This window comes from Candidatus Latescibacterota bacterium, assembly GCA_020633725.1.
Lineage (GTDB): Bacteria > Krumholzibacteriota > Krumholzibacteriia > JACNKJ01 > JACNKJ01 > VGXI01.
The window spans coordinates 128,959-152,065 of record JACKDC010000002.1 but is presented as its reverse complement, the minus strand read 5'-3'; the positions used below and the strand labels follow the sequence as shown (position 1 = coordinate 152,065).

Here is a 23,107-nt window from a genome sequence, read left to right as displayed (position 1 = left end):
TCAACGACCTGTGGGTGGGTGGCGGGGCGGGCCATGATCCAATCCGGCGCGTTGTGGCGCTTTCGAGGGTGGAGACGTCCCCCTACCGCAGGAGCCCACCATGCGACCCCTCCGCGTCACTTTATTCTCGATGCTTCTGCTGGCCTTGCCGGCCTGCACCAAGACCGACAGCACCTCCCCCTCGGCGCCGACATCCCACACTCTCGCGCTGGCCGATCTCGTGGGCGACTGGCTCGTGGAGGCCGGTGGCATGATGCCGGACTTCCTCGTCGCGCCGCTCACGACAGGGGTCACCGCAGACGTGACGGCGATTCGCATCGGGGATGACGGCACCGGCAGGGTCTGGCTGCGCGATCGGCTCACCGGGGCCAAGGATCGCGTGCGCGCGTTTGTGCTCTACGACGAGAACGACGTCTCGCTGATCTTCGACTTCGCGGCCGAGACGAGCGCCGGCTTTGCATTCAATGGCGCCGTGAATCGCTACACGTTTTCCTATCCAGTGGTCACGCTCGACGGAGCGACGCTACGCATCGCCGACGGCGAGGGGCGAGTCGCCATCCTCTCTCACCAGAGCAGCCTGCCCGACAGCGTGACGCTCCGCGCGCTCGGCATCGTCGACCGCCATGACGACCTGCCAGCACCGGTCTACTTCTCCGACCTTGCGCACTTCGACGGGGATCTCATGTACGCGAGCCTCACGAGTCTCGAGCGCTTCGCCCTGAGCAATCACGCACTCGGCTCGCCCTACGGTCCGACCAGCAGCCGTCTCGTGCAAACCGCTCAGGGCGCGTACTTCTGGTCCCATTGCGGCTGCGGGGGAAGTCGCGACGCCTTCGAGCAGGACCTCGCGGGCGTGGTGGACACCGTCAGCAGCGAGGACGAGATGGGCGGTCCCATCACGTTTCGCGCCATGGCCTATGCGCCGAACACCGACCGCCTTTGGCTTCACGGGCGGCCCTTCGACGCCCAAATCGGTCAGGTCTACGTCATGAACACGAATGGCGAGCCGGATCAGGTGGAACGGACGCTGCCGTTCAACCGCGATCTCCGTGCGCTGGCCTTCGACGGCGCCGACCTGTGGGGCGTCGAGACCCTGGCGACGCAGATGATCGTGCGCATCGACCCGGCCACGGGGCAAGTCCTCGAAAGCTACGAGCCTCCGGACAGGCAGGTGGCGTGGTCCGGCCTGGAGTTCGCGCCGGATGGGATGTACCTGCTCGGCACCGACGCACAGGGGAAGGGGGTGATCATCCGCGCGGCTCGCCCCTGAGAGCAGGCTAGGCCCGCGCCGGGCTCTCCCCGCCCGCGCGCTGCTTCGCCCCCCGCGCGACCGCCAGGCGCTCGCGCAACTCGTAGACCGAGGCGTAGACCGTCGGGATGAGCACCAGGGTGATGAGCGAAGACGCCGTGAGCCCGCCGATCACTGCCCGCGCCAGGGAAGCCTGGATCTCGCCGCCGGCGCCCGAGCCGATGGCCAGGGGAAGCATGCCCAGCACGGTAGTGCTAGACGTCATGAGGATGGGGCGCAGCCGCCGCCGCGCCGCCTGCAGCACGGCCTCGGCCACGGGCAGTCGCTCCTCGCGGCGCATCAGGTTGATGTAGTCCACCAGCACGATGGCGTTGTTCACCACGATGCCGATGAGCATCACCACGCCCATCAGGCTCTGCACGTTGAGCGAGGTGCCGGTGAGGAGCAGGGTCGGCACCACGCCCACGATGGCCAGCGGCACCGAGACCATCACGATCAGCGGGTCGAGGAAGCGCTCGAACTGCGCGGCCATGACCATGTAGATCAGCGTGAGCGCCATGACGATGGACAGGATGAAGTCCCGCCGCGCCTTCTGCTGCTCCTCGTACTCGCCGCTGTAGATGAGCGAGAAGTCTGCCGGCAGGGCGAGGCCGGCGAGGGCGTCCTCGATGCGCGGCACCACGTCGCCCAGCGCCGCGCCGCTGGCCAGATTGGCCGTGATGCGGGTGACGCGCTGGCCGTCCACGCGTTCGATGGAGGTGGGCCCGCGCCGCCGCTCGCTGCGCAGCACGGCCGAGATGGGAATCACGCGCCCGCTCGCCGTGCGCACGGTGACGTTCCCCAGGTCCAGCGTGCTGAGGCGGTCCTCGGGCTGCAGCCGCACCACGATGGGAAACTCCTCACCCCCCTCGCGGTAGACGCCCGCCTGCCCGCCGCCCACGTTGGTCTGGATGACCCGGGCCACATCGCTCACGGTCAGGCCGAGGTTCGCGATCTTCTCGCGGTCGATGATGAGATTCTGCTCGGGGCGCCCCTCACGGCGACTGACGCGGACGTCCTCCACGTCGGGCACCTGCTCCATGAGCGCTTTCATCTTCAGGGCGATCTGATCGGCCTGATCGAGGTCGAAGCCGCGCAGCTCCAGCTCGATCGCGTCGCCGCCGCCGGAGCCGAAGAGCCGGCGCAGCATCCACAGCCCGGTCTGGGCCTGAACGCGCACCGACGCGCCGGGGATGCGGCCGCTCACCTTGCGGCGGATGTCGTCGGCGATGACGAAGCTGTCCATGCTGCGCTCGTCGGCGTCCTTGAGCGCCAGTTCCACGGACGCGTCGCCGCTGCGGATCTCCACGCTGAAGTGCTCGACCTCGTCGGCCGGCGCGGCCTCGCGCACCAGCGTCTCGAGCGTCCCGAGGTATTCGTTCATCACGGCGATGTTCGTGCCCTGGGCCATCTCCAGGCTGACGTCGATCTCGTCCGCCTCGGTCTGCGGCGCGAGTTCCACCGGAATCAACCGCCAACCCCACAGGCTCGCCGCGAGCAGGACCGCCGTCACGCCGAAGACCCGCCAGCGATGCCGCAGCGCGCCGGCCAGCCAGCCCGCATAGCGCTGCTCGAGGGCGCGGAACCAGCCGCCGTGGCGCGTCTCCGCGTCTACGCCGCGCACGCTGAGCATGCGGCTGGACAGCATGGGCACCAGGGTCAGCGCCACGAAGAGCGAGCAGGCCAGCGCGAAGACCACCACCAGCGCCAGCTCCTGGAAGAGCTTGCCCGACACCGTGTGCATGAAGACCACGGGCAGGAAGATCACCATGGTAGTGAGCGTCGAGGCGATGATCGCGCCGGTCACCTGCTGCGTGCCGACCAGCGCGCTCTCGCGCGGCTCGCGCCCCTGCTCGCGCAGGCGCACGATGTTCTCCAGCACCACGATCGCGTTGTCCACGATGAGCCCAATGCCGAGGGCGAGCCCTCCGAAGCTCATCTGGTTCAGGGTGAGGTGGTTGAAGAAGAGCAGGCCGAAGGTGGCCACGATGGAGATGGGAATCGACAGCGCGATGATGAAGGTCGTCGAGCCGTTGCGCAGGAACACGTAGAGGATCAGGATCGCCAGCAGGCCGCCCCAGAGCGCCGACTTTTGCACGTTGCTGATGGAGTTCTTGATGAACTCGCTCTGGTCGATGACCATCATCAGGTCCACGTCGTCGCGCTCGCGGTTGATCTGGTCCATCACCTTGCGCGCGGCCTCGGCCACGGCCACGGTGTTCGCGCCCGACTGTTTGCGCACGCCCATGCGCACCATCGAGAGACCGTCCACCTTGACCATGCGGTTCAGGTCCGCGTAGCCGTCCACCACCTCGGCCACGTCGCGCACGCGGATGGGCTGGCCGTCCACCGTGGTGATGATGGTCTCGGCGATCTGCGCCACCGAGTCGTACTCGCCGCGCGTGCGGACGTACATGTCGCTCAGGCCCTCGCGCAGATCGCCGCCCGGCAGCGTGACGTTCTCGCGCTCCAGCGCCTGCTGCACGTCCGTCGCCGTGAGCTGGCTCGAGGCCAGGCGGTCGCGCTTCAGTCGTACCTGGATCTCGCGATAGACGCCGCCCCAGACGTCCACCGAACCCGCGCCCGGGATCTGCTCGAAGCGCTGGGCGACCTCGCGCTCGAGGATGCGCGTCAGCTCCTCCATGTTGCGTGTGGAGCGCGCGCCGAGGATGACCACGGGGAAGTTGTCCGGGTCGAACTTCCACAGCCGCGGCGATTCCACCTCGGGCGGAAAGCTGTCGCGGATGCGGTCCAGCGCCGCCCGGACGTCGTTGGCGGCCTCGTCGATGTTCGTGCCCTGGGCGAACTCCAGCGTGACGCGGCTGGACCCTTCCTCCGACTCGGAGCGCACCGTCTCCACGTTGGGCACCACGGCCAGCGCGTTCTCCACGCGGTCGGTGATGATCCGCTCGATCTCCTCCGGACCCACGTTTGGGTAGTTGGTGCGCACGGTGAGCCGCGGCACCTCGATCTGCGGAAGCAGATCCACGGGCAGGAAGCGGAAGCCCATCAGGCCGATCACGATGATGATGAGGAACACCATCGCGGTGGCCACGGGACGTCGGATGGCGAGCGCGCTCAGGTTCATGGCGACCTACGAGCTGGGCTTGCGTTCGATCATGTCCTGCAGCAGGTCCTCCCGCTGCAGCGATTGGAGCTTCTCCACCCAGTCCCAGCCCACCGGGCGCGCCTTGGCCTGACTGCGCTCCGGGCCGAGCAGATTCTGGCCGAGCGTCACCACCCAGTCGCCCGTCTCCACGCCGCTCACGCCGGCCTCCATGCGCCCGCTGGCGATCACCTGCACGGGCACGAAGCGGAAGTCCACAGGGCCGCTGAGGGCCATGCCGGGATCGTCGCCCGCGGCTTGCAGCTCCTGCTGGCCCAGGTCCGCGTCGCAGACGTAGACGCCGCTCACCCCCGTCGACGGCTGCTCGTAGAGCGCGCTCAGCGGCACCAGCGTGGCGTCCGCGCTCTGGCCGTAGAAGACGTCCACGGTGACGAACATGCCGGGCTTGAGCTTGCCGTCGGGGTTGGCCACGTCGATCTCGCCCTGGGTGCTGTGCGTGACCGGGTGCAGGAAGGGCGAGATGCGATCCAGCGTCCCCGCCAGCGGCAGACCCCGACCGGCGAGCGCGATCTCCGCGGACTGCCCCTCGGCGATGAAGTTCAGCATTTCGTCCGTGAGCACCACCTGCACGTAGACGCTGTCCAGCCGGCCGAGCGTGAAGAGCTGGGTGCTCGGGTCGACGCGCATGCCCACCTCGGCGTTGCGGTCGCCGACGCTGCCCTCCACCGGCGCGCGGATCACCGTGCGCGCCAGGTTGCCCTGCTGCTCGGCCATGGACGCGGCGGCCTGGTCCACGCGCGCGTGGGCCAGCTCGGCGTCCGCCTCGGCGGAGATGGCGCGCGTCTGCGCCGCCTCGAGATCGGCGTCGCTGACGAGCTGTTCGGCGGCCAGGCCCTCGACGCGCCGCAGCGCGGAACGGGCCTCGGCCAGGCGCGCGTCCGCCTGCTTGGCCTGGGCCTGCGCGATCTGATGGCTGGCCGTGGCCTGCTTCAGCCGGTCGCGGAACTCCTGGTCGCGCAGTCGCACCAGTGCCTGGCCGGCCGCGACCGTGTCGCCGTCGCGCGCGAGTACGTCGGTGACGACGGCGCTGATCTCGGGGTTGATGCGCACCTGATTGCGCCCCCGCACCACGCCGCTCAGTCGCTGGGTCAGGGGCAGCGCGCCATGACGGGCCTGCACGGCCTCCACCACGGGCGTGGGCGCCGCGCCACGGCGCTGGCCGCCGCCCTCGCGCCCGCAGCCGGCGACGGTCAGAAGCGCCAGCATCGCCAGGACGACGACGGCGCGGTCAAAATGTAAGCGTCTCATTGTCAGTGGCTTGCCCCCTGGCCAGGGTACCGGCGCCGGCCGTGGAGGTTCCCGGCGCGGGAGTGGAGTATGTCAAAGCGGGGACGGCAAAGACAAGGCCACTACTCCGCCTGCACCAGCTTCGTGGCCGTCACGCCGTCGGCCGTCTCCAGGCGCGCCAGGTAGACGCCCGACACACCCACCTCCGCGGTCCAGTCCCGCGTGTGCACGCCCGCCTCCAGCGCGCCGTCGAGCAGCGTGTCGACGCGGCGGCCGGCCACGTCCACGATGCTGAGCCGCACTCGCCCCGCCTCAGGGAGCGTGAAGCGCAGGGTCGTCCGCGGGTTGAAGGGATTGGGCGACGCCGTCAAGGTCACGCGGGCGGCGGGCGCGCTGTCGCCGGGGTCGATCGAGCCGGTGGTCTCGCCCGCGTCGCGCACGCAGCGCACAAGATTGAAGATGCGCACCTCGTCGCCCTGCGGCCCGTGGCCGTAGGGGTAGTCCGCCGGATCGCCAGTCTTGGGGTCGCTGCGCTGGCAGCCCGCGCCGTGGACGTTCATCCGCACCAGATTGCCCGAGCCCGGCGGTTGCTCCATCCAGCCCCAGCCGATCCCGAAGCAGACGTAGGCCGCCCACTCGAGCGTGGGGCCGTCCATGTGCGTGGTGCTGGACCAGTACCAGCCGTCGTCGTCGCCGAGCGTGAAGATCGGGTCGATGGCCGGGCCCACGGCGCCGAGGTCGGTGGCGTCCGGAGCGCGGCTGTAGTCCACGAGGCTCTGCAGCTCCTTGGCGTTGGGCAGACGCCAGTCGTCGTGCCCGGCCAACTCCAGGCCCTCGGCATAGGCCAGCGCGTCCTCCCAGTTCAGACCCGTGCCGCTGTCGGCCTGCTGCCACTGGAGACCGGTGGCAACGTCGGTGACAGTGCCATCGCCGTTGGCGACAAAGTCGTTCACACCGTAGCCTTCGTTTCCGCGCACATAGCGAACGAACGTTCGTTTTTCGGTCTCCTCCCCCGGAGGCCCAATGGGCTCCCGCGGATAACCCTTGATGCGACCGTCAGCGAAGTTCACGCCGAAGGCCGTGAGGTCCCCGGCCATGGTGAGGCCCGCGTAGGCCGTGGAACTCCAGTACTGCGCGTCGATCATGCGCTCGCCCAGGCTCTCCAGCCCGTAGCGGAACCCGAAGTACTCGGTGTCGATGTAGGGCGTCGACTCCGCTTCGTTCATCCCCGTGTGCCCGCTGAACTCGATGAGCGAGTAGAGCTCCTTGATCGTGGGCAGGCGCCAGTCGTCGTGGCCCCCGACCCCGCAGGTGTCCGCGCCGGCCACGGCCTCGTCCCAGGTCACGAGGTTCCACAGCTCGGGCGACTGCTGCCACATGAGGCCGGTGACGAGGTCCGTCACCGTGCCGTCGCCGTTGTCCTGGTAGGCGGGCGCGGCGCCATCAACCTGCGCGTCCTGTCCACTGAAGGGATGCCCGGGGTCGGGGCAAATGATTTCCGCCGTGTTGTCGAAGCAGCGGTCGAGGTTGGTGTCGACGAGGACGGTCCCCGCCCACGCGGGCACGGCGACGAGCAGCAGGACAGCGAACAGCGTGAGCTTGGGCATGCGATCGACCTCCGGTTGGATGGCGGGTCTTCTCCCGACACCCGGGAGGCGCGAAGCGCGGCAACTAGTCCTCCCGGCTCCAGTCCAGCTCCAGGCCCGACGGCCCCGTCTGCGCATAGCTGCTCTCGATCCGCCAGTGCCGGCTGAGCAGGTAGCGCAGGTGGACCATGAAGGCGCTCGTCTCGCTCAGGCTCTGCTCGTACTGCAGCAGCAGCCGCGGGCTGAGGTACTTGCCCAGCATCAGCGCGCCGCGCTGGCCCTCCGCGCCGGGGCGGTACTCGAGCTGATCGAAGCCCCCGCCCCAGGTGATGCCGCTCTGCAGCCGCGAAACGCCCAGGCTGCTGAGCAGCGCCGTGGCCGCGGCGCGCATCTGCTGCTGCGCGCCCGGATCCTCGCCGCCCTGCTCGGAGGCGCCGCCGCTCAGCAGCAGCGCGAGGATCTCGTTCTCGCTCTTCTCGGGCTCGGAGCTGAGCGCGAAGGTCGGCGCCTTGGCGGTGCCCCCCACCGCGATCAGCACCTTGGTGTCGCCGAGCTGGCTCGAGAGCAGCAGGTCCAGCGCGGGGTCGGGCGCCTGCTCGCCGAAGAAGGTCACGATGCCGCGCTCCACGTCGAAGCGACGTCCCAGGAACTTCGCGTTGCCCTGGCGCAGGCTGAGTTCGCCGTCGGCGCGCGGCTGCGCGGTCACGGCCTCCGCGCTCTCGCGCAGCAGACGCAGATCGCCGCCCAGCTCGAGTTCGAGACCGCTGCGCCGCAGCCAGAGATCGCCGGGGACGCTGAGGGTGAGATCGAGGTCCGGCCAGCGCTGCTCGGCCGCGGGAGGCGGGGCGACGACCGGCGCGGTGGCCGGGGCGGCGTCCCAGAGCAGCGCGCCGCCCTCGGCCGGCAGCAGCGGCCGCGGCGGCTCGGGGAGGCGGACGTTCCCCGACAGCGTGGCCAGGCTGCCCGTCACGCGCGGGCGCGCGGCGTTGCCGCCGAGCGCCACGTCGCCCTTCAGGGCCACCCAGGATTGACCGTTCCAGCGCGCGGTCGCCTGCGCGGTCTTCAGGCCGCCGGAGAGCGTGGGAGCGTCCAGCGCGCCGCGCGCCGCGAGCTGCACGCGGCAGTCGCCCTCGAGACCGATCGAGGGCGGGAGATAGGGCGCGAGGCGCGCAAGGGGCAGCGTGTTCGGGCCGAGCGCGAGGTCGAGGGCCTCCTCGCCGGCCGGCGTCCACGCGTGCTCGCGCAGGTCCAGCGAGCCGCCGAGCGCGAGCGTGCCGGACAGGAGGGCGCCATTCGCGTCGCTCAGGGCCAGCGTGCCGGCCAGCGGCTCGGCGTCGCCCGCGGGACGCGACAGGTCCACCGCCACCCCGAGTCGCCGTGCGCTCCCCGCCTCGCGCAGCTCCACCTCGCCCGCCGCGGCGAGCGCGGGATCGCGCGTGCCGCCCTTGAGCGTCACGTCGGCGGCGACGCCGAGCGCCAGGCTGTCCGCGCGCGGCAGGTCGGCCGCACCGGGCAGGCCGAGCAGCGCGCCCGCGGGCAGGTCCAGCGCCACGTGGACGCCGAGGTCCACCCCGGTGGAGTCCAGCGTGCCGGCTGCGCGCAGCTCGCCCAGGCCGCCGCTCAGCGTGAGTCCCTCCACGCGAAGCCGCGTAGCGCGGTCCGTCTCCACGCGGAAGGGTCCGCGACTCGTCAGGTGACGTCCCCGCACGCGCAGATCGAGGCTGTCGCCGGCGAGGCTGAGCAGCGCGCCCCGCTGATCCACGCGCGCGTCGAGGCTCAGGCCGATGCCCGCGGCCTCGGCGCGCAGACGTCCCGTGGCGGGGAAGACGCGCAGGCTGTCGGGCGGCAGGGCGAGGGCGAGGGTAACGCTGTCCACCGTCGACGCGCGGAACTGCAGGCCCTGCGGCAGCGCGAGCGTGAGCCGCCGCGCGTCCGCGGCCTGCTGCAGCGTGACGCCCAGCGACGGCAGCGCGAACTCGGGACCCGCGGCGCTGGCCTCGAGCGCGAGGTCGGCGCGGGGATTCGCCGCGTTGCCGTGGGCGTCCAGGTCGATGACGAGCGTCAGCGTGTCGAGCGCGGTGGGCAGCGCGACGAGCGAGTCGATCCGCGTCAGCACCGCGCGCGGCAGGGCCAGGCGCAGGCTTGCGCGCAGGTCGGCGCTGTCGGGAGAGGCGGCGCCGTCGGCGCTGAGGGTGCCCAGATCGCCGTCGAGCGCGAGGTCGCGCAGCGTGAGGCGCCGCGACGCCGGCGCGAGCACGGCGTCGAAGGGTCGCGTGGCCGCGAGGTGATGACCGTCCGCGCTCCGCAGGGCGAGGGAGTCGGCGGCCAGCGCGAAGCCATCCGCGGTCTCGCGCAGCCCGGCCCTGAGGCCGAGGGCGAGGCCTCGCCCCGCGGCGACGAGACGCCCCGACGCGGGCAACGGCGTGAGGCTGTCCGGCGGCAGGTCCACCGCGAGGTCGAGGGAGTCCAGCGCGACGTCCCCGTAGCGCAGCCCCGAGGGTGCGCGCAGCTGCAGGCGGCGGTGCCCAGGCGCCTGCCTCAGGCGCAGGCGCAGGTCGCGCGCGGCGAGGGTGCGGTTGGCGGCGTCGAGATCGAGCGAGGCGGTGAGCGCCGGCGCGCGGGGCGCGCCGACGGCGCTGGCCGTGAGCGTCGCGCGGCCGCGCAGGCTGTCGAACGCGGCCGGGAGCAGGCCGTCGGCCGCCGAGAGGTCGGCCAGGGCGAGGCGCGCGGTCAGGTCCACGTGCGCCTGACTCGCGCCTCCCGCCGCCGCGAAGTCCAGGCCGGGCAGCGCCGCCGCGAGGTCGAACTCGCCCCCGGGGGCGGGCTCCACCACGCCGCGCGCGGAGAGTTCCAGGTGCGCCGCGTCGGTGGTCCAGAGCGAGGCCAGGCGGGGCGGGATGGCGTCCACCAGCGAATCGCCGAGCAGGGCGCGCGCGCCGGCGAGCGGCGGCGAGGGCCAGCGCGCGGCGAGCGTGGCCGCCAGGGAGTCGGCGGGGCCGTAAGCGCCGGCGACGTCCCACTCGCCCAGCGCGCCCGTCAGCTGCAGGCTCCGCGCGCGCAGACCCGCCAGGTCGCGGGGGATCGCCGCCCGGCCGGGCCGCGCGGCCGCGGGCGGCCAGACCTCGCCGTCCGCCAACCCCAGCGCGACGGGCGAGAGCCGCAGCCGCAGCGAGTCCTGCAGGGCGCCCTCGGCGGCGAGGGCGGCGTGGAGGCCGCGGAAGCGTCCGGCGAGCGCGACCTCCCCCGCCCAGGGTGCGCCGGGCTCTTCGCGCAGCGCCGCGCTGAGATGTTCGAGCGCCCAGGGTGCGTCCTGGGGATGGAGGCGCAGGCTGTCAATGCGCAGCGAACGCGGCGCGGTGGGCGCGACGTCCGCGCCGCCGGCCAGATCCAGGCGCAGCAGCGACAGATCGGGCGCGACGCGGAGCCGCGCGTCGGTGAGCGCGAGCGCGCGCACGCGCAGCGAGGGCAGCGCGGCGAGGACGGAGTCCAGCGGCGCGGGCGCCGAGCTGTCGGCCGGCGCTTCGCCCTTCGTCAGCCGGGCGCTGAGGGCGGGCAGGTCGACGTAGAGACCGTCCACCGTGAGCGCTTCCGCATCCAGGTGACGGCGCAGCAGCGCGGCCTGGTTCACGGTGAGGTCGAGGGAGCGCAGCGCGACCAGCGTGTCGGGCCCGTCCGTCCAGGCGTAGTTCTCCAGGTGCAGACGTCCCACGCGCGGCCAGGACGCTTCGCCCAGCTGCTGCGCGCCCGGCAGGCGCCGCTCGGCCACGCCGAGGCCGAGGCGCAGCAGCGCGCCGCGCCCCGCGGGGAGTCCCACGGCGAACAACAGCGCGAGGACGATCGCCGCCGGGATCAGGAGCAGCCAGAGCCACCGCCGTCTGCGCGCCGCGGCTACCATGGATGACCCACGCTGAAGTGGAAGAGCCAGCGGTCGGGCGCGTCGCGCAGGTTGAAGGCGAAGTCGCCGCGCAGGGCGCCCACGGGCGTCGAGACGAGCAGGCCCGGCCCCACGGCCACGGCCAGCTCGCCGAGTCGCAGATCGCGCGGACGCTCCCAGACCTGCCCCGCGTCGGCAAAGAGCGCGAGGCCGACGCGGCCCAGCAGCGGACGTCGCAGCTCGAGGCCCGCGAGCAGCCGCACGCGGCCGCCGAGCGGGTCGTCCGACGCGTCCCGCGGACCCAGCTCGCGTCGGCGGTAGCCGCGCATGGAGCTCGCCCCGCCGGCGAAGAGCCGCTTGCCCGGCAGGAGGCGCGTCGCGTCGCCCAGCGGCGACGCCAGCCCGCCCGCCACGCGCGCGGCCAGCGTGAAGCGCGCGAGGGTGGCGTAGGCCACGGCCTGCGCCTCGCCGCTGGCGAAGGGGTAGTCGGAGAGAACCCCCGCCGGCGAGTACTCCGCGCGCGCCTGCAGGCGCGTGCCGCGGCTGGGTTCGAGGGGATCGTCGCTGCCGTCGCGGCTCGCGTCCAGCGCGAGGATGGACAGCAGACCGTCGCCCGCCTCGAAGGCCTGTTCGGCCGTGCTGCTGGGGTCGGCGCGCACGTAGCCCACGCTGAGCGAGGGGCGCCACTGGGTCGGCGTGTCGGTCCACGGGCGGATGAGCAGGGCGGCCTCGAGCGTCGCGGTGTCCTGGTGGTAGCTCGCCTCGCGCTCGGCCACGTAGGCGAGGCCCAGCGAGCTCGTCGTGCGCGGGCGCGGCAGGCCCGGCCACCAGACGTCCACGCCGCCCTGCTGCTGCTCGGGCGACCACGCGCCCCGCAGGCGCAGGCCGCGGCCGCCGCCGAAGAGGTTGCGGTGCTCCCAGGCCGCGCGCACGCGGAAGGGGTGGTCCGACCAGGTGCCAACGCTGGCCGACGTGCTGCGCGGCTTGCGCGGCGCCAGTTCGGCGAGCACGGCGAGGCTGTCGCCGGCGGCGGGTTCGTCGCGCAGGTCGATGCGGCGGAAGAGCTGGAGCGTCCGCAGGTCGTTCTGCGCGCGCGCCATGAGCGACGGCGCGTAGCCCTTGCCTGTGAGCACGCGTAGGTGGGACGCCGCGAGCCGCTCGAGATCCGCGGGAACGCCGCTCACGCGGGGGGCGCCGAAGACGTAGCGATCACCCGGGGTGACGGCGAGGTCGAGCCGCACGCGCGTGGAGTCCAGCGGGGTGACGCCGGCCTCCACCACGAGCGCCGCGTAGCCGCCAGCGCGCAGGCGATCCCCCACCGCGGTGGTGATCACCGCCAGGCGCTCCTCGCTGAAGCGGCGGCCGTCGGCCGCGGCGCGGGCCAGCGAGTCGCCGAAGGCTGCGTAGTCCGGGGGCAGTCCGCTGAGCACGAGATCGGTGACGCGGGCCATGGGCCCGGGGCGAACGCCGAGGGTGAGGGCCAGCCGGCGGCCGCGCGCCGCCGGCGTGAAGCTGGGCGTGATCGTCGCGCGCGGAAAGCCGCGCCGTGCGAGGTAGAGCGACAGGCGGCGGCGGTCGGCCTCGAGCAGCGCGGGCGTGAAGTCGGGATGGCGTCGGCTGAAGAGCCCGCCCGAGCTGGCCAGGGCGAGGCCGGGCTTGGCGGCCTCCAGCAGGGCCGTGGCCTCGCGGCGCGCGACATCGGGAGCGCCCGGGTCGACGGTCAGGGTGAGCGCGGTGAGCGTCCAGCCGCGGTAGCGGGCGCCGTCGTCGGCGCGGGCCGTGGCCGCAAGCAGCAGCAGGATCAGGAGAGGACGCCAGCGCACGAATCGGCTCCCGGTCCGGGGTCCCAACGGTGATAGCAGAGGCTCGCGACGGTCACAAGTCGGCGAGGGGCAGCGCCGGGCCGAAGTTCAGGCCCTCGGGGGAGAGCCCGAGGCGATGCACCAGCAGCCTGACACCCGCCGCCCGCGCAGCGCGCAGCGCCCGGCCATAGGCGGGGTCGATGGCGTCGGCCGGCGCGAAGGCGTCGCAGTCCTCCCGCTGCACGACGAAAAGCAGGGCGGCCTCGTCGCCGGCCTCGATCCGCGCGACGAGCTCGTCCAGATGCTTCAGGCCGCGGGCCGTCACCGCATCGGGGAAGAGCGCCCGCCGCCCCTCGGCCAGGGTGACGCTCTTCACCTCCAGCCACAGCCGCCGCGCTGGCTCCCACTCCAGCAGGAAGTCGAAGCGCGTGCCCCTGACCGGACTCGCCTCGGCACGGAGACGGGCGAAGCCGGCGAGTTGCGGCACGGCGCCGGCCTCGAGACCCTCCCGCGCCAGCCGGTTCGCGCGCAGGGTGTTGATACCCACGAGCGACGGCGGCGTGCCCGCCTCCACCAGCTCCCAGGTCCAGGCGAGCTTGCGGCGGGGGTCGTCGGCCGGGCTCAGCCAGACCCGGCTGCCGGGCTCGGCGCAGCCCAGCATGCTGCCGGTGTTGGGGCAGTGGGCGGTGACGCGGCGGCCGTCGTCGAGGACCACGTGCGCGAAGAAGCGTTTCTCGCGGCCGACGAGCCGGCCCGGCACCAGTGGCGCAGGAAACTGCAGCGGAGATCCCCCGACTCAAGATGACGAACCCTGGCGCTCAAGGAACGCCAGGGCAACTGGATGAGGCGATGCGAAAGGGAGCACGCAGAAAGGTGTCCCCTCCGCGGACGCCACAGGCAGGATAGCAGGATCGTCGGGGTTCGGCCAGCGCCGAATGCCGCTAGCCCAGGCGGGACGCGTGAACCACGAGCACCGGCAGCATGCCGGCGAGGCCGGTCAGGGCGCCGCCCACCACCTCGAGGGGAGTGTGGCGGCGCAGGCGCAGCCGCGAGGCGGCCACGAGGGGAATGAGGATCAGGGCCGGCCAGAGGCCGGTCAGCCCGCCCAGCAGCAGGGTGGCGTTTACGACGGCGAGCACGTGCAAGCTGAGCCGCCAGGCGGGCAACACGGCGAGGAGAAAAAGCGTCTGCAGCCAGAAGGCGGTGGCGAGGTCCATCATCAGTGCCGAGGCGACGCCGTGTCTGAGTAGGAGCCAGGCCAGCCCCAGACTGGCTGCAGCGGTGAAGAGGGGCTTCAAGCGCTCGTGACGCGCGCTGATGTCGAGGTCCGTGATGCGGCCTGAGCGATGAAGCCACAGCGTGTGCGCCAGGGGCGCAAAGACGGCCAGCAGCAGGAGCAGGGCCGTCCAGGGGAGGCGGTCGCCGCCCGCGCGGGCGGCGAGCAGGATCGCCGCGGCGCTGGCCAGCGGCGGGTTCAGCAGCACCGACACCCAGAGCGCCGGGGCGAGCAGCGGCCCGGAAGGCGGGACGGGGGCGACGCCTGCGACGTCGCCCCCGCTGAATGCTTCGAACGGAAGAGGATGCTCGCCGGTCAGGCGTCGCCCGGAGACCCCCCAGTCCAGCGCGCCGCTCTCAAGGCTGTCGAGGCGCGAGCTGTCGGGGGCGGCTGACACGGGGGACCTCCGGGCTCTCAGGTTGCTTCCAGGCAGGGATAGACTAGCCCGCGGCCGTGACGGGGAGATAAAGACGGCGTGGAGATTGGGGGAATCGGGGAATGACAAAGGGGGAGCCTCGTGGCTCCCCCTTCTTTCTCTGCCGAGCTAGCGAGTGGGCCCTTTGGCCGAGCGCCTCACGAAGTGCGAAGCGAGGCAAAGGGCCCACGAGCGCAACTAACAGCCGCCGTGGCCTCCGCCGTGACCACCGCCGCCATGGCCGCCGTTGCCACCCCAGCCGCCGCCGTGGTTGCCACCGCCATCGTGACCACCGTTGCCGCCGCAGTCGTTGCCGCCGCCGTGGTTGCCGCCGCTGTGATGGCCGCCCTGGCCCCAGCCCCACCAGCCGCCGTCGTGGCCATCGCAATCGCCGTCATGACCGCCGTCGTGGCCGTCGCAATCGCCATCGTGGCCATCGCAGTCGCCGTTGTGGTCGCCGCAGTCGTCGCCGCCGTCACCCGGAGGCAGCACGTCCAGATCGAAGCGGATCAGGGTCTCCTTCTCGAGCTGGTTCCGCCAGCCGGTGTAGAGCTTGTCGAAGAGGCCGAAGGCCGTGTCCGGGGACTCCTCGTTGATCTGGGTGTCCGCCAGGGGATCGATCGTCTCGGTGACGGACTGGCCATTCACCATGTACGTCAGCTCGAGGAAGGGGATGTTCTCACCGCGCTCGCGGCTGTAGTACTCGGTGCGCGAGCTGAACTCCGGGCGCTGCAGCAGCACGAAGCCCAGGTTCTCGTCGACGCCGTCCATCCAGGCCTGCACCTGGGCGGTGACATCCACGCTCGCATACACGCCGCCCGGCTGGGTGGCGAAGCTGCCCAGCACGGTCGGGTCGTAGGCGCCGCCGTCGTGGAGGTTGAAGCTGTTCCAGGTCGTCGTGGCCTCGTCCCAGTCGCGGGTGGCGCGGAAGACGTCCACGTTCATGTAGGTCGCGTCGACGATGAAGAGGTTCAACGTCGCGCTGGTCAGGGTGGCGCCGTCGGGCAGCGCGTAGCCGAAGAGCGGGGAGCTCGCCATCGGGCTCGTGCCGTCGGGGCCGGCGGGCGACGTGACGCCGCCCTGCTGGCTGCAGCCCGTCATCGCGAACGCAGCCATGAGCAGAAGAAGCAGGAGGGACTCGATCCTACGCATAGATGTCATCTCCAGGTGGGTTTCAGGGGACCGGGTTGCTGTCGAAGCGAGCGTGAGTATGGCAGGTTCGCCGCCGTCTGATAAGCCCCTGTTTTCTGTTCGACTCTCCATGAATCGCCACCAACGAACTAATGAGCAACGCCGAGGAGCCACCAGGAACGATGCGCCCTCCCCGCGCCGCAAAAAAAGTGCGGCTTCCCTCGCTTGCCGCCGCCCGCGGCCTGCCCTACTCTGTCGCCATGCCCACCCTCACCGCCCACCGCCGGGAAATCCTGCGACTCCTGGGGGCCACGCTGTTCTTCGGCGCGGCCAGCGGGATCTTCGCCTCCACGCTCAACAACTACCTCGCCGAGGTCCACGGCTTCGGCGCCGAGGCCCGCGGCTGGCTCGAGTTCCCCCGCGAACTGCCGGGCTTCCTGCTGGTGGGCGTGGTCGGCCTGCTCTCTCTGGCCATGCGCGAGACGAAGATGGCCGGCCTGGCCATGCTCTGCGCCGCCGCCGGCGCCGTCGGCCTCGGCCACCTCGCGCCGAGCACCGCTTTGCTGGTGGTCTGGGTGGCGCTGTGGTCGCTCGGCGACCACATCCTCTTCGCGGTGGACGGCCCCATCGGCCTGCGCCTGGCCAAGGAGGGCGGCGAAGGACGACGCCTGGGCCAGCTCGGCGGCGCGCGCAACCTGGGCACCATCCTCGGCGTGAGCCTGGTCTTCGCGCTGGCCAAGCTGCGCGGCAACGACTTCGGCCTGTTCTACGTGATCGCGGCCGCACTAGCCCTCATCGCCGGCGGCTTCTACCTGCGCCTGCACACGGGGCGCGGCGAGGCGCGCAGCAGGCGCCTGGTCTACCGCAAGGAGTACGGGCTCTTCTATGCGATCAGCGCGCTCTTCGGCATCCGCAAGCAGATTTTCCTGGTCTTCGGCTCCTGGGTGCTGGTCGCGCTGCACGGCGTGCCGGTGTCCACCATGGCGCTGCTCTACTTCGTCGCGGCGACCCTGGGCGTGGTGCTGCGGCCGCTGCTGGGCGACGTGATCGACTGGCTCGGCGAGCGCGCGGTCCTCGCCGTGGACGAGCTCTTCCTCCTCCTCGTCTGCCTGATCTATGCCTTCGCCAGCGACGTCCTGTCCGAACCCTGGGACCTGCGCCTGCTCTACGCGGCCTACGTGCTCGACCAGCTGCTCTTCGCGCTGCGCGTGGCGCGCACCACCTACCTCAAGAAGATCGCGAAGGACCCGAAGGACATCACGCCCACCATCTCGCTCGGCATCACCATCGACCATGCGGTGGCCATGAGCCTGCCGGTGCTGTCCGGCTACATCTGGGACGCCTGGGGCTACCGCTGGGTGTTCCTGATCGCCGCGGCGATCGCGCTGGGCGGGTTCTTCGTCTGCCTGCGCATTCGCGTGCCGGCGCGCGGGCTCGGCGGCGCCGCCGAGCCCCTCCCGCTGCCCGCGAAGTAGACGGCCCACGCCCCCTCGACGGCGGCCGCTTTCCGCGGCATACTCGCGCCATGGACGATTCCTGCCTCCTGGCCCTGGATTGCGGCACGAGCAGCCTTCGCGCCGTCCTGCTGGATTCGCGCGGGCGGGTGCTCGACTACAGCGAGCGAATCCTGAGGCTCACCCGGCCCGGGGCGGGCCGGGTCGAACAGCAGCCCGAGCTCATGCTGCGACTGGCCCACGACGCGATCGACGAAGTCCTCGCCGCCGCGCCGTCGGCGCCCGTCGCCTGCGGCATCGCGGTGCAGCGCAGCAGCGTGGTCTGCTGGGACCGCGAGCGGCTCGTCCCGCTGTCGCCCGTGCTGAGCTGGCAGGACACCCGCGCGGCCGATCGCCTCGAACCCCACGCCGGCTGCGCCGCCGAGATCGCGCGACGCACCGGCCTGCGCCTCTCGCCCCACTACGGCGCCAGCAAGCTGGCCTGGTGCCTCGACCAGCTGCCCGCGGTGCGGGAAGCCGCGCGGGCGGGGCGCCTCGCCATGGGGCCACTGGCCGCCTGGCTGCTGGCCGGGCTCGCGAAGGAGGCGCCCTGCGCCGTCGATCACGCCAACGCCTCCCGCACGCTGCTCTGGAATCTCGCCACGCGCGACTGGGATCCAACGCTGATCGAGCGCTTCGGCCTTCCGCCCGAGGCGCTGCCCGCCTGCTGGCCGATCCGTTTCCCCCACGGACGGCTGCCCTCGCCGCAGTGGCGCGGCGGCGTCCGCATCGCCGCCCTCACCGGCGACCAGAACGCCGCCGTCTTCGCCGACGGCCCGCTGCCGGAGGACGTCGCCCTGGTCAACCTCGGCACCGGCGCCTTCGCGCTGCGCACGTCGCCCGCGCCGAACCTCGACGCGGACGACGGCCTCCTGCGCGGCGTGGCCGACAGCGCGGCGGACGACGCCAGCTATCTCGTGGAGGGCACCGTGAACGGCGCCGGCGCGGCGTTCGACTGGGCCGAGGAATACTGGGACCTCGCGCCCGTGGCGCCGCGGCTCGATGCGCTGCTCACTCGCGTGCGCGAACCCGAGATCGTGATCAACGCCGTGGGCGGGCTGGGCTCCCCCTGGTGGCGGCATGACGTGAGCACCCACGCCGCCGAGACCGGCCCGCGGGACCCCGACCGCCTCGCCACCGGCCTGGCCGAGAGCATCCTCTTCATGCTGCGCACGAATCTCGACCTCCTCGCCGCCGCCGGCCCGCCGCTGCGGACGCTCCGCCTCTCGGGCGGCCTCACCCGGTCCACGGCGCTCTGCGCTCGGCTCGCCGCCCTCTGCGGCCTCCCGGTGGAGGTCGCGGCGGATCCCGAGGCCACCGCGCGGGGCGTCGCCTACCTGGCCGCGGGCCGCCCGTCCGGCTGGTCGCGCGCCCCGTTCCGCCGCATCGACCCCGTCGACGACCCCGCCCTCAAGCGACGCTACGAATCCTGGTTGGCGCTGATGCGCGACCTGTCCTAGGCTGCCCCGCATGGACCCCACACCGGAGCTGGTGGCGCATCGCGGCTGGAATCGCCGCGAGCCCGAGAACACCCTGCCCGCGCTCGCCGCCGCGCTCGCGGCTGGCGCGCGCTGGCTCGAGGTGGACGTCCAGCTCAGCGCGGACCGCGTGCCCGTCCTCTTCCACGACCGCACGCTGGAGCGCTGCACCGATCGCGACGGCCCCGTCGCCGAGCTGCCCGCCACCGAGCTCGTCATGCTGCCGACGGGTCCCGCCGGCGCGCGGCGGGCCGACGCCACCGTCCCCACGCTCGACGCCGCGGTCGCGCTGCTCGCGCGGCACCCGGCGGCGCGGCTCTTCGTGGAGCTGAAGCGCGTGAGCATGGAGCGCTTCGGCCGCGAGGCCATGCTCGACGCGGCGCTGCCCGCGCTCGAGGCCATGCGCGATCGCGTCACGCTGATCTCCTTCGACGCGGAAGTGCTGCGCATGGCGCGGTCCCTCGGCTGGGAGCGGCTGGGCTGGATCCTGGAGACGGTGGACGCCTTCGCGCTGGCGGCGGCGCAGGCGCTGGACGTCCCCCTGCTCGTGGCCGATCGCGAGCGCTTTGCCGGTACACACACGGTTCTTCCGGCCGGCCCCTGGGCGTGGATGATCTTCGCCGTCGACACGGCCGAGGAGGCGCTGGCCTGGGGCGCGCGCGGCGCGCGCTACGTGGAGACGGACGACATCGGCACGCTGCTCGCCCATCCCGCCTTCGCGGAGGCGGGCGCGTGAGCGGCGCGGTCGATCTGGCGGTGATCGGCGGGGGCATCCACGGCGTGGGCGTGGCGCAGGCCGCGGCGGCCGCGGGCTGGTCGGTGACGCTCCTCGAGCAGTACCCCGGCCTCGCGCAGGGCACGTCGAGCCGCTCGAGCAAGCTGATCCACGGCGGGCTGCGCTACCTCGAGAGCGGCCAGTTCCACCTCGTGCGCGAGAGCCTGGCCGAGCGCGAGCTGCTGCTGCGCATCGCCCCCGAGCTGGTGACGCTCTCGCCCTTCCACATTCCCGTCTACGCGGGCAGCCGCCGGCCCGGCTGGCAGGTGCGCGCGGGGCTGTCGCTCTACGCGATGCTCGGCAACCTCGGCAAGCATGCGCGCTTCGGCACGCTGCCGCGCACGGCCTGGGATCGCCTGGACGGGCTCACGACGGAGGGGCTGAAGGCCGTCTACCGCTACTACGACGGCCAGACCGACGACGCCGCGCTCACCCGCGCGGTCATGGCGTCGGCCCGGTCGCTGGGCGCCACGCTCGAGCTGAGCGCGCGCGTGGAGGCCGTGGAGCTGGGCGTGGACGGCGTCACCCTGCGCTACCTGCAGCGCGGGCAGGACCGCGAGCTGCGGGCGCGGGCCGTGGTCAACGCGAGCGGGCCCTGGGTGAATCGCGTGCTCGCGACGGCGCGGCCGGCCCAGCGCGCGCTGGACGTGGAGCTGGTCCAGGGCGCGCACCTGGTGCTGCCGGGTCGGCTGATGAAGGGCATCTACTACGTGGAGGCGCCGGACGGGCGCGTGATCTTCGCGATTCCCTGGCGCGAGAACATCATGGTCGGCACCACCGAGACGCCCTGGACCGACGACCCCGCCGCCAGCTACCCGCTCGACAGCGAGATCGACTACCTGCTCGCGAGCTTTCGGCGCGTCTTCCCGACGCGGGGCGTGGCCAAGCGCGACGTCGTCGCCGCCTTCGCCGGCCTGCGCGTGCTGCCGGGCGGCGGCGGCGCGGCCTTCGGGCGCTCGCGCGAGGACGTCCTCCTCACCGACGGCGGCCGCCCCCCCCGCCTGCTCAGCATCTACGGCGGCAAGCTGACCACCTACCGCGCCACGGCGGCCAAGGTGATCGCCAAGCTGGCCGCCGCCCTGCCGGCCCGCGAGCCCCGGGGCGACACGCGGGAGCTCACGCTGAACCCGGTGGACTAGCGAGCGCGTACTCCGAAATGTAAGCCCGCTTACACTTGGGCCCCTCTCCCTGTGATCCTCTGCGCGGACCGCGCGTCTCAGCACCCACACGGCCCGCCACCCAGGCGGGCGCGAACCACCAGGCAGCGGCGGGCACGGCCCCCGCGAAGGAGGACTCATGCACCAGCGATGGAGAGCCATCCTGCGACGGGGATTGATGACGGGCGTCCTGTTGACGTTCGCCGCCGCCCCCGCCCTCGCGCAGATCGAGGACCAGCTGTCGGTCTACACCGGCGACAACGCCGTCGGCTATCTGCAGCCGCTGGCCGACGCCCTCGGCGCCAGCCTCAACGACGGCTTCTACCAGTCCGCGCGCATCCCGCGGGCGGGCGTCAAGGTGGGCGTGGAGCTGAAGCTGATGGGCGTCATGTTCGGCGACGATGACCGCAGCTTCAGCGCCAACTCCGAGGGCTCGTTCCAGCCGGAGACCACGGCCGAGGCGCCCACAGTGGTGGGCGATCCGAACGCCGTCTTCGTGAACGGCCAGGGCGGCGCCACCTTCGCCTTCCCGGGCGGGCTCGACCTGAGTTCCTTCGCCCTGCCCGTGCCCCAGCTGCGCGTGAGCGGGATCGCCGGCAGCGAGGGCCTGCTGCGCTGGGTGTCGCTGGACACCGGCGACTCCGAGCTGGGCAAGGTCAGCCTCTTCGGCCTCGGCGTGCGGCACAGCCTGTCGCAGTACATGGCCTCACCGAAGTTCGACCTCGCGGCCGGTCTGCTCTGGCAGCACTTCAACGTGGGCGAGAACAGCGCCGGCGGCGACCTCATGTCCACCAGCGCGTTCTCGGTGGGGCTGCAGGCCAGCAAGCGCTACGGCGCGGCCATCACCGTGGAGCCCTTCGCCGGACTCAGCCTCGACACCTTCGCCATGGAGGTCGACTACGAGCACGAGGGCGGCGAGTCGCTGCACCTGGACTTCGACCGCGCCACCACGTTTCACCTCACCCTGGGCGCGGGCCTGAATCTCAAGATCGTCAACCTCTCGGCGGCCTACAGCTTCGCCGAGCACAACAGCTTCAACCTCGGCGTGTCGCTCGGCACCCTGGGCCTCTAGGAGGTGGACATGAAGACCATCCTGCGCACCCTGCTCATCGTCCTCGGCCTCGGCGTGCTGCTGTCGCTCGCGTCGGGCTGCCTCGTGGAGGAGAAGGTCATCGAGCTGGTCCTGACGGGCGAGTCGTCCGCGGAGTTCGTCGTCGACGACACCGACGCGGCCTTCGAGGAGACGGCCGTGGTCGAGCTCGGCGACAAGATCGCGGACATCCTCGACTCGGCCAACCTCGGCCGCGACGAGGTGGGTTCGGCGCACCTGTCCGGCGTGGACTTCGAGGTGCTGACCCTGGACGGCACCCACGACTGGCAGATCTCCGGCGCCATCGACGTGGAGCGCGACGCCAGCGGCAACTTCGTCCAGCTCCTCGCCTACACGAGCCAGTCGGTGGAGGCGGCGCTGGGCGTCCGCCAGGCCGCGCCGCTCACCGCGGCCGGCGTGAGCCTGATCAACCAGGCCCTCGCCGATTTTCTGGCGGGCGCGTCGCCCGTGCTCACCCTGCGCGTGGCCAATGGCGACGTCGCGCCCACACCGAGCGCGAGCGACCCCATCACCTTCACCTGGCGCGTCACGCTCATGCTGCAGGTGACCGGCGAGCAGACGCTCGACGTGCCGCAGCTGTTCTAGCGTCACTTCACGAGGCGGCGGCGCATGAGGCGCACCGCCAGCGCCGTGACCAGCGGCGTGCCCACGAGCAGGTAGACGATACTCAGGGCCCAGTGCGGGGGGGCCTGCCCCAGGCAGGCCCCCCTCACCAGGTAGGACACGTGGGTGAGGGGCAGCGCCTCGGCCAGCAGCATGGCCCAGCGGGGCAGGATGTCGATGGGGAAGAAGGTCCCGCTGAAGAGGAACATCGGGAAGATCAGCAGGAACATCGGCACGTTGAAGGTGTCGATCTTGGGCGTGACGGCCGTCGTGACCAGGCCCAGCGCGCTGAAGAAGAGCCCGCCCAGCACCGCCAGCAGCGGCACGGCCAGCCCCCAGGGCCAGTCCACCTGCCCGAAGAGGGCCATCACCCCCGTCATCAGGCCGCCGGCCATCAGGCTCTTGGTGCCGCCCCAGAGCCACTCGCCGGCGATGACGTCCTCGACCGTCAGCGGCGTGGCCACGATCGCGTCGAAGGTGCGCTGGTAGTACATGCGCACGAAGGAGCCGTAGGTGGTCTCGAAGTAGGACCAGAACATGATCGCCACGGCGATCACCCCGGGCACCATGAAGCGCAGATAGGCCACCGGCGCGCCCTGGTAGGTCACGACGCCGATCAGGCTCCCCATGCCGAGCCCGAAGGCCAGCACGTAGAGCACCGGCTCGAGCAGCGGCGGCAGGAAGTTGACGATCCAGGTGACGCGGTAGACGTCCACGTTGCGCTGCCACACCCGCCACGCCCGCCGCGAGATGTTCCGCGAGAT

The 23,107-nt window shown here is 72.2% G+C and carries 16 protein-coding genes; 7 read left to right on the top strand and 9 right to left on the bottom strand.

Going from position 1 to position 23,107, the window contains the following annotated elements; translation table 11 throughout:
• Positions 1-100 precede the first annotated feature (100 nt).
• The gene (locus H6693_05165; GenBank protein ID MCB9515560.1) at positions 101-1,270 is read left to right on the top strand and encodes a hypothetical protein; all 1,170 of its coding nucleotides are present in this window, start codon (positions 101-103) and stop codon (positions 1,268-1,270) included.
• A 7-nt stretch (positions 1,271-1,277) separates the two neighbouring features.
• On the opposite strand, the gene H6693_05160 is transcribed toward H6693_05165, so the two are convergent.
• From H6693_05160 to H6693_05125, 8 genes are all read right to left on the bottom strand, one after another.
• Positions 1,278-4,376 carry an efflux RND transporter permease subunit gene (locus H6693_05160; GenBank protein ID MCB9515559.1) on the bottom strand — a complete coding sequence of 1,033 codons (3,099 nt, stop codon included), beginning with the start codon at positions 4,374-4,376 and terminating at the stop codon, positions 1,278-1,280.
• 6 nt (positions 4,377-4,382) lie between these two features.
• Entirely contained in the window at positions 4,383-5,663 is a 1,281-nt protein-coding gene (locus H6693_05155; GenBank protein ID MCB9515558.1) for an efflux RND transporter periplasmic adaptor subunit, read from the bottom strand.
• Between the two features lie 101 nt (positions 5,664-5,764).
• Positions 5,765-7,249 carry a DUF1566 domain-containing protein gene (locus H6693_05150; protein ID MCB9515557.1) on the bottom strand — a complete coding sequence of 495 codons (1,485 nt, stop codon included), beginning with the start codon at positions 7,247-7,249 and terminating at the stop codon, positions 5,765-5,767.
• Positions 7,250-7,313: 64 nt separating this feature from the next.
• Positions 7,314-11,123, bottom strand: coding sequence for a translocation/assembly module TamB (locus H6693_05145; GenBank protein ID MCB9515556.1), 3,810 nt, complete (start codon positions 11,121-11,123; stop codon positions 7,314-7,316).
• Positions 11,117-12,925 carry a BamA/TamA family outer membrane protein gene (locus H6693_05140; protein ID MCB9515555.1) on the bottom strand — a complete coding sequence of 603 codons (1,809 nt, stop codon included), beginning with the start codon at positions 12,923-12,925 and terminating at the stop codon, positions 11,117-11,119. Before H6693_05140 ends, H6693_05145 begins: the two co-directional genes overlap by 7 nt.
• 52 nt (positions 12,926-12,977) lie before the next feature.
• Positions 12,978-13,685, bottom strand: coding sequence for a DNA/RNA nuclease SfsA (sfsA, locus tag H6693_05135; GenBank protein MCB9515554.1), 708 nt, complete (start codon positions 13,683-13,685; stop codon positions 12,978-12,980).
• A 160-nt stretch (positions 13,686-13,845) separates the two neighbouring features.
• A complete protein-coding gene (locus H6693_05130) occupies positions 13,846-14,577 on the bottom strand; it encodes a hypothetical protein (GenBank protein MCB9515553.1) in 732 nt (243 codons plus the stop codon).
• Between the two features lie 216 nt (positions 14,578-14,793).
• Complete coding sequence (locus H6693_05125; protein ID MCB9515552.1) at positions 14,794-15,747, bottom strand: DNRLRE domain-containing protein; 954 nt, start codon at positions 15,745-15,747, stop codon at positions 14,794-14,796.
• Between the two features lie 239 nt (positions 15,748-15,986).
• On the opposite strand from H6693_05125, the gene H6693_05120 reads away from it, so the two are divergent.
• The 6 genes from H6693_05120 (at position 15,987) to H6693_05095 (ending at position 22,325) form a co-directional block, all read left to right on the top strand.
• Positions 15,987-17,201 (top strand): MFS transporter, encoded by a 1,215-nt coding sequence (locus H6693_05120; protein ID MCB9515551.1) that lies wholly within the window; start codon positions 15,987-15,989, stop codon positions 17,199-17,201.
• Between the two features lie 50 nt (positions 17,202-17,251).
• Positions 17,252-18,679, top strand: a complete 1,428-nt coding sequence (locus tag H6693_05115; protein MCB9515550.1) for a hypothetical protein — start codon at positions 17,252-17,254, stop codon at positions 18,677-18,679.
• Positions 18,680-18,689: 10 nt separating this feature from the next.
• On the top strand, positions 18,690-19,433 hold the full coding sequence (locus H6693_05110; protein MCB9515549.1) for a glycerophosphodiester phosphodiesterase: 744 nt from the start codon (positions 18,690-18,692) through the stop codon (positions 19,431-19,433).
• Positions 19,430-20,611 (top strand): glycerol-3-phosphate dehydrogenase/oxidase, encoded by a 1,182-nt coding sequence (locus H6693_05105; protein MCB9515548.1) that lies wholly within the window; start codon positions 19,430-19,432, stop codon positions 20,609-20,611. The genes H6693_05110 and H6693_05105 overlap by 4 nt, the downstream gene beginning before the upstream one ends.
• Positions 20,612-20,807: 196 nt before the next feature.
• Positions 20,808-21,701: a hypothetical protein gene (locus H6693_05100; protein ID MCB9515547.1), complete on the top strand. Its 894-nt coding sequence runs from the start codon at positions 20,808-20,810 to the stop codon at positions 21,699-21,701.
• A gap of 9 nt (positions 21,702-21,710) precedes the next feature.
• Positions 21,711-22,325 carry a hypothetical protein gene (locus tag H6693_05095; protein ID MCB9515546.1) on the top strand — a complete coding sequence of 205 codons (615 nt, stop codon included), beginning with the start codon at positions 21,711-21,713 and terminating at the stop codon, positions 22,323-22,325.
• A 2-nt stretch (positions 22,326-22,327) separates the two neighbouring features.
• Here the strand turns inward: H6693_05095 and H6693_05090 are convergent, their stop codons facing one another.
• A complete protein-coding gene (locus H6693_05090) occupies positions 22,328-23,107 on the bottom strand; it encodes an ABC transporter permease (GenBank protein MCB9515545.1) in 780 nt (259 codons plus the stop codon).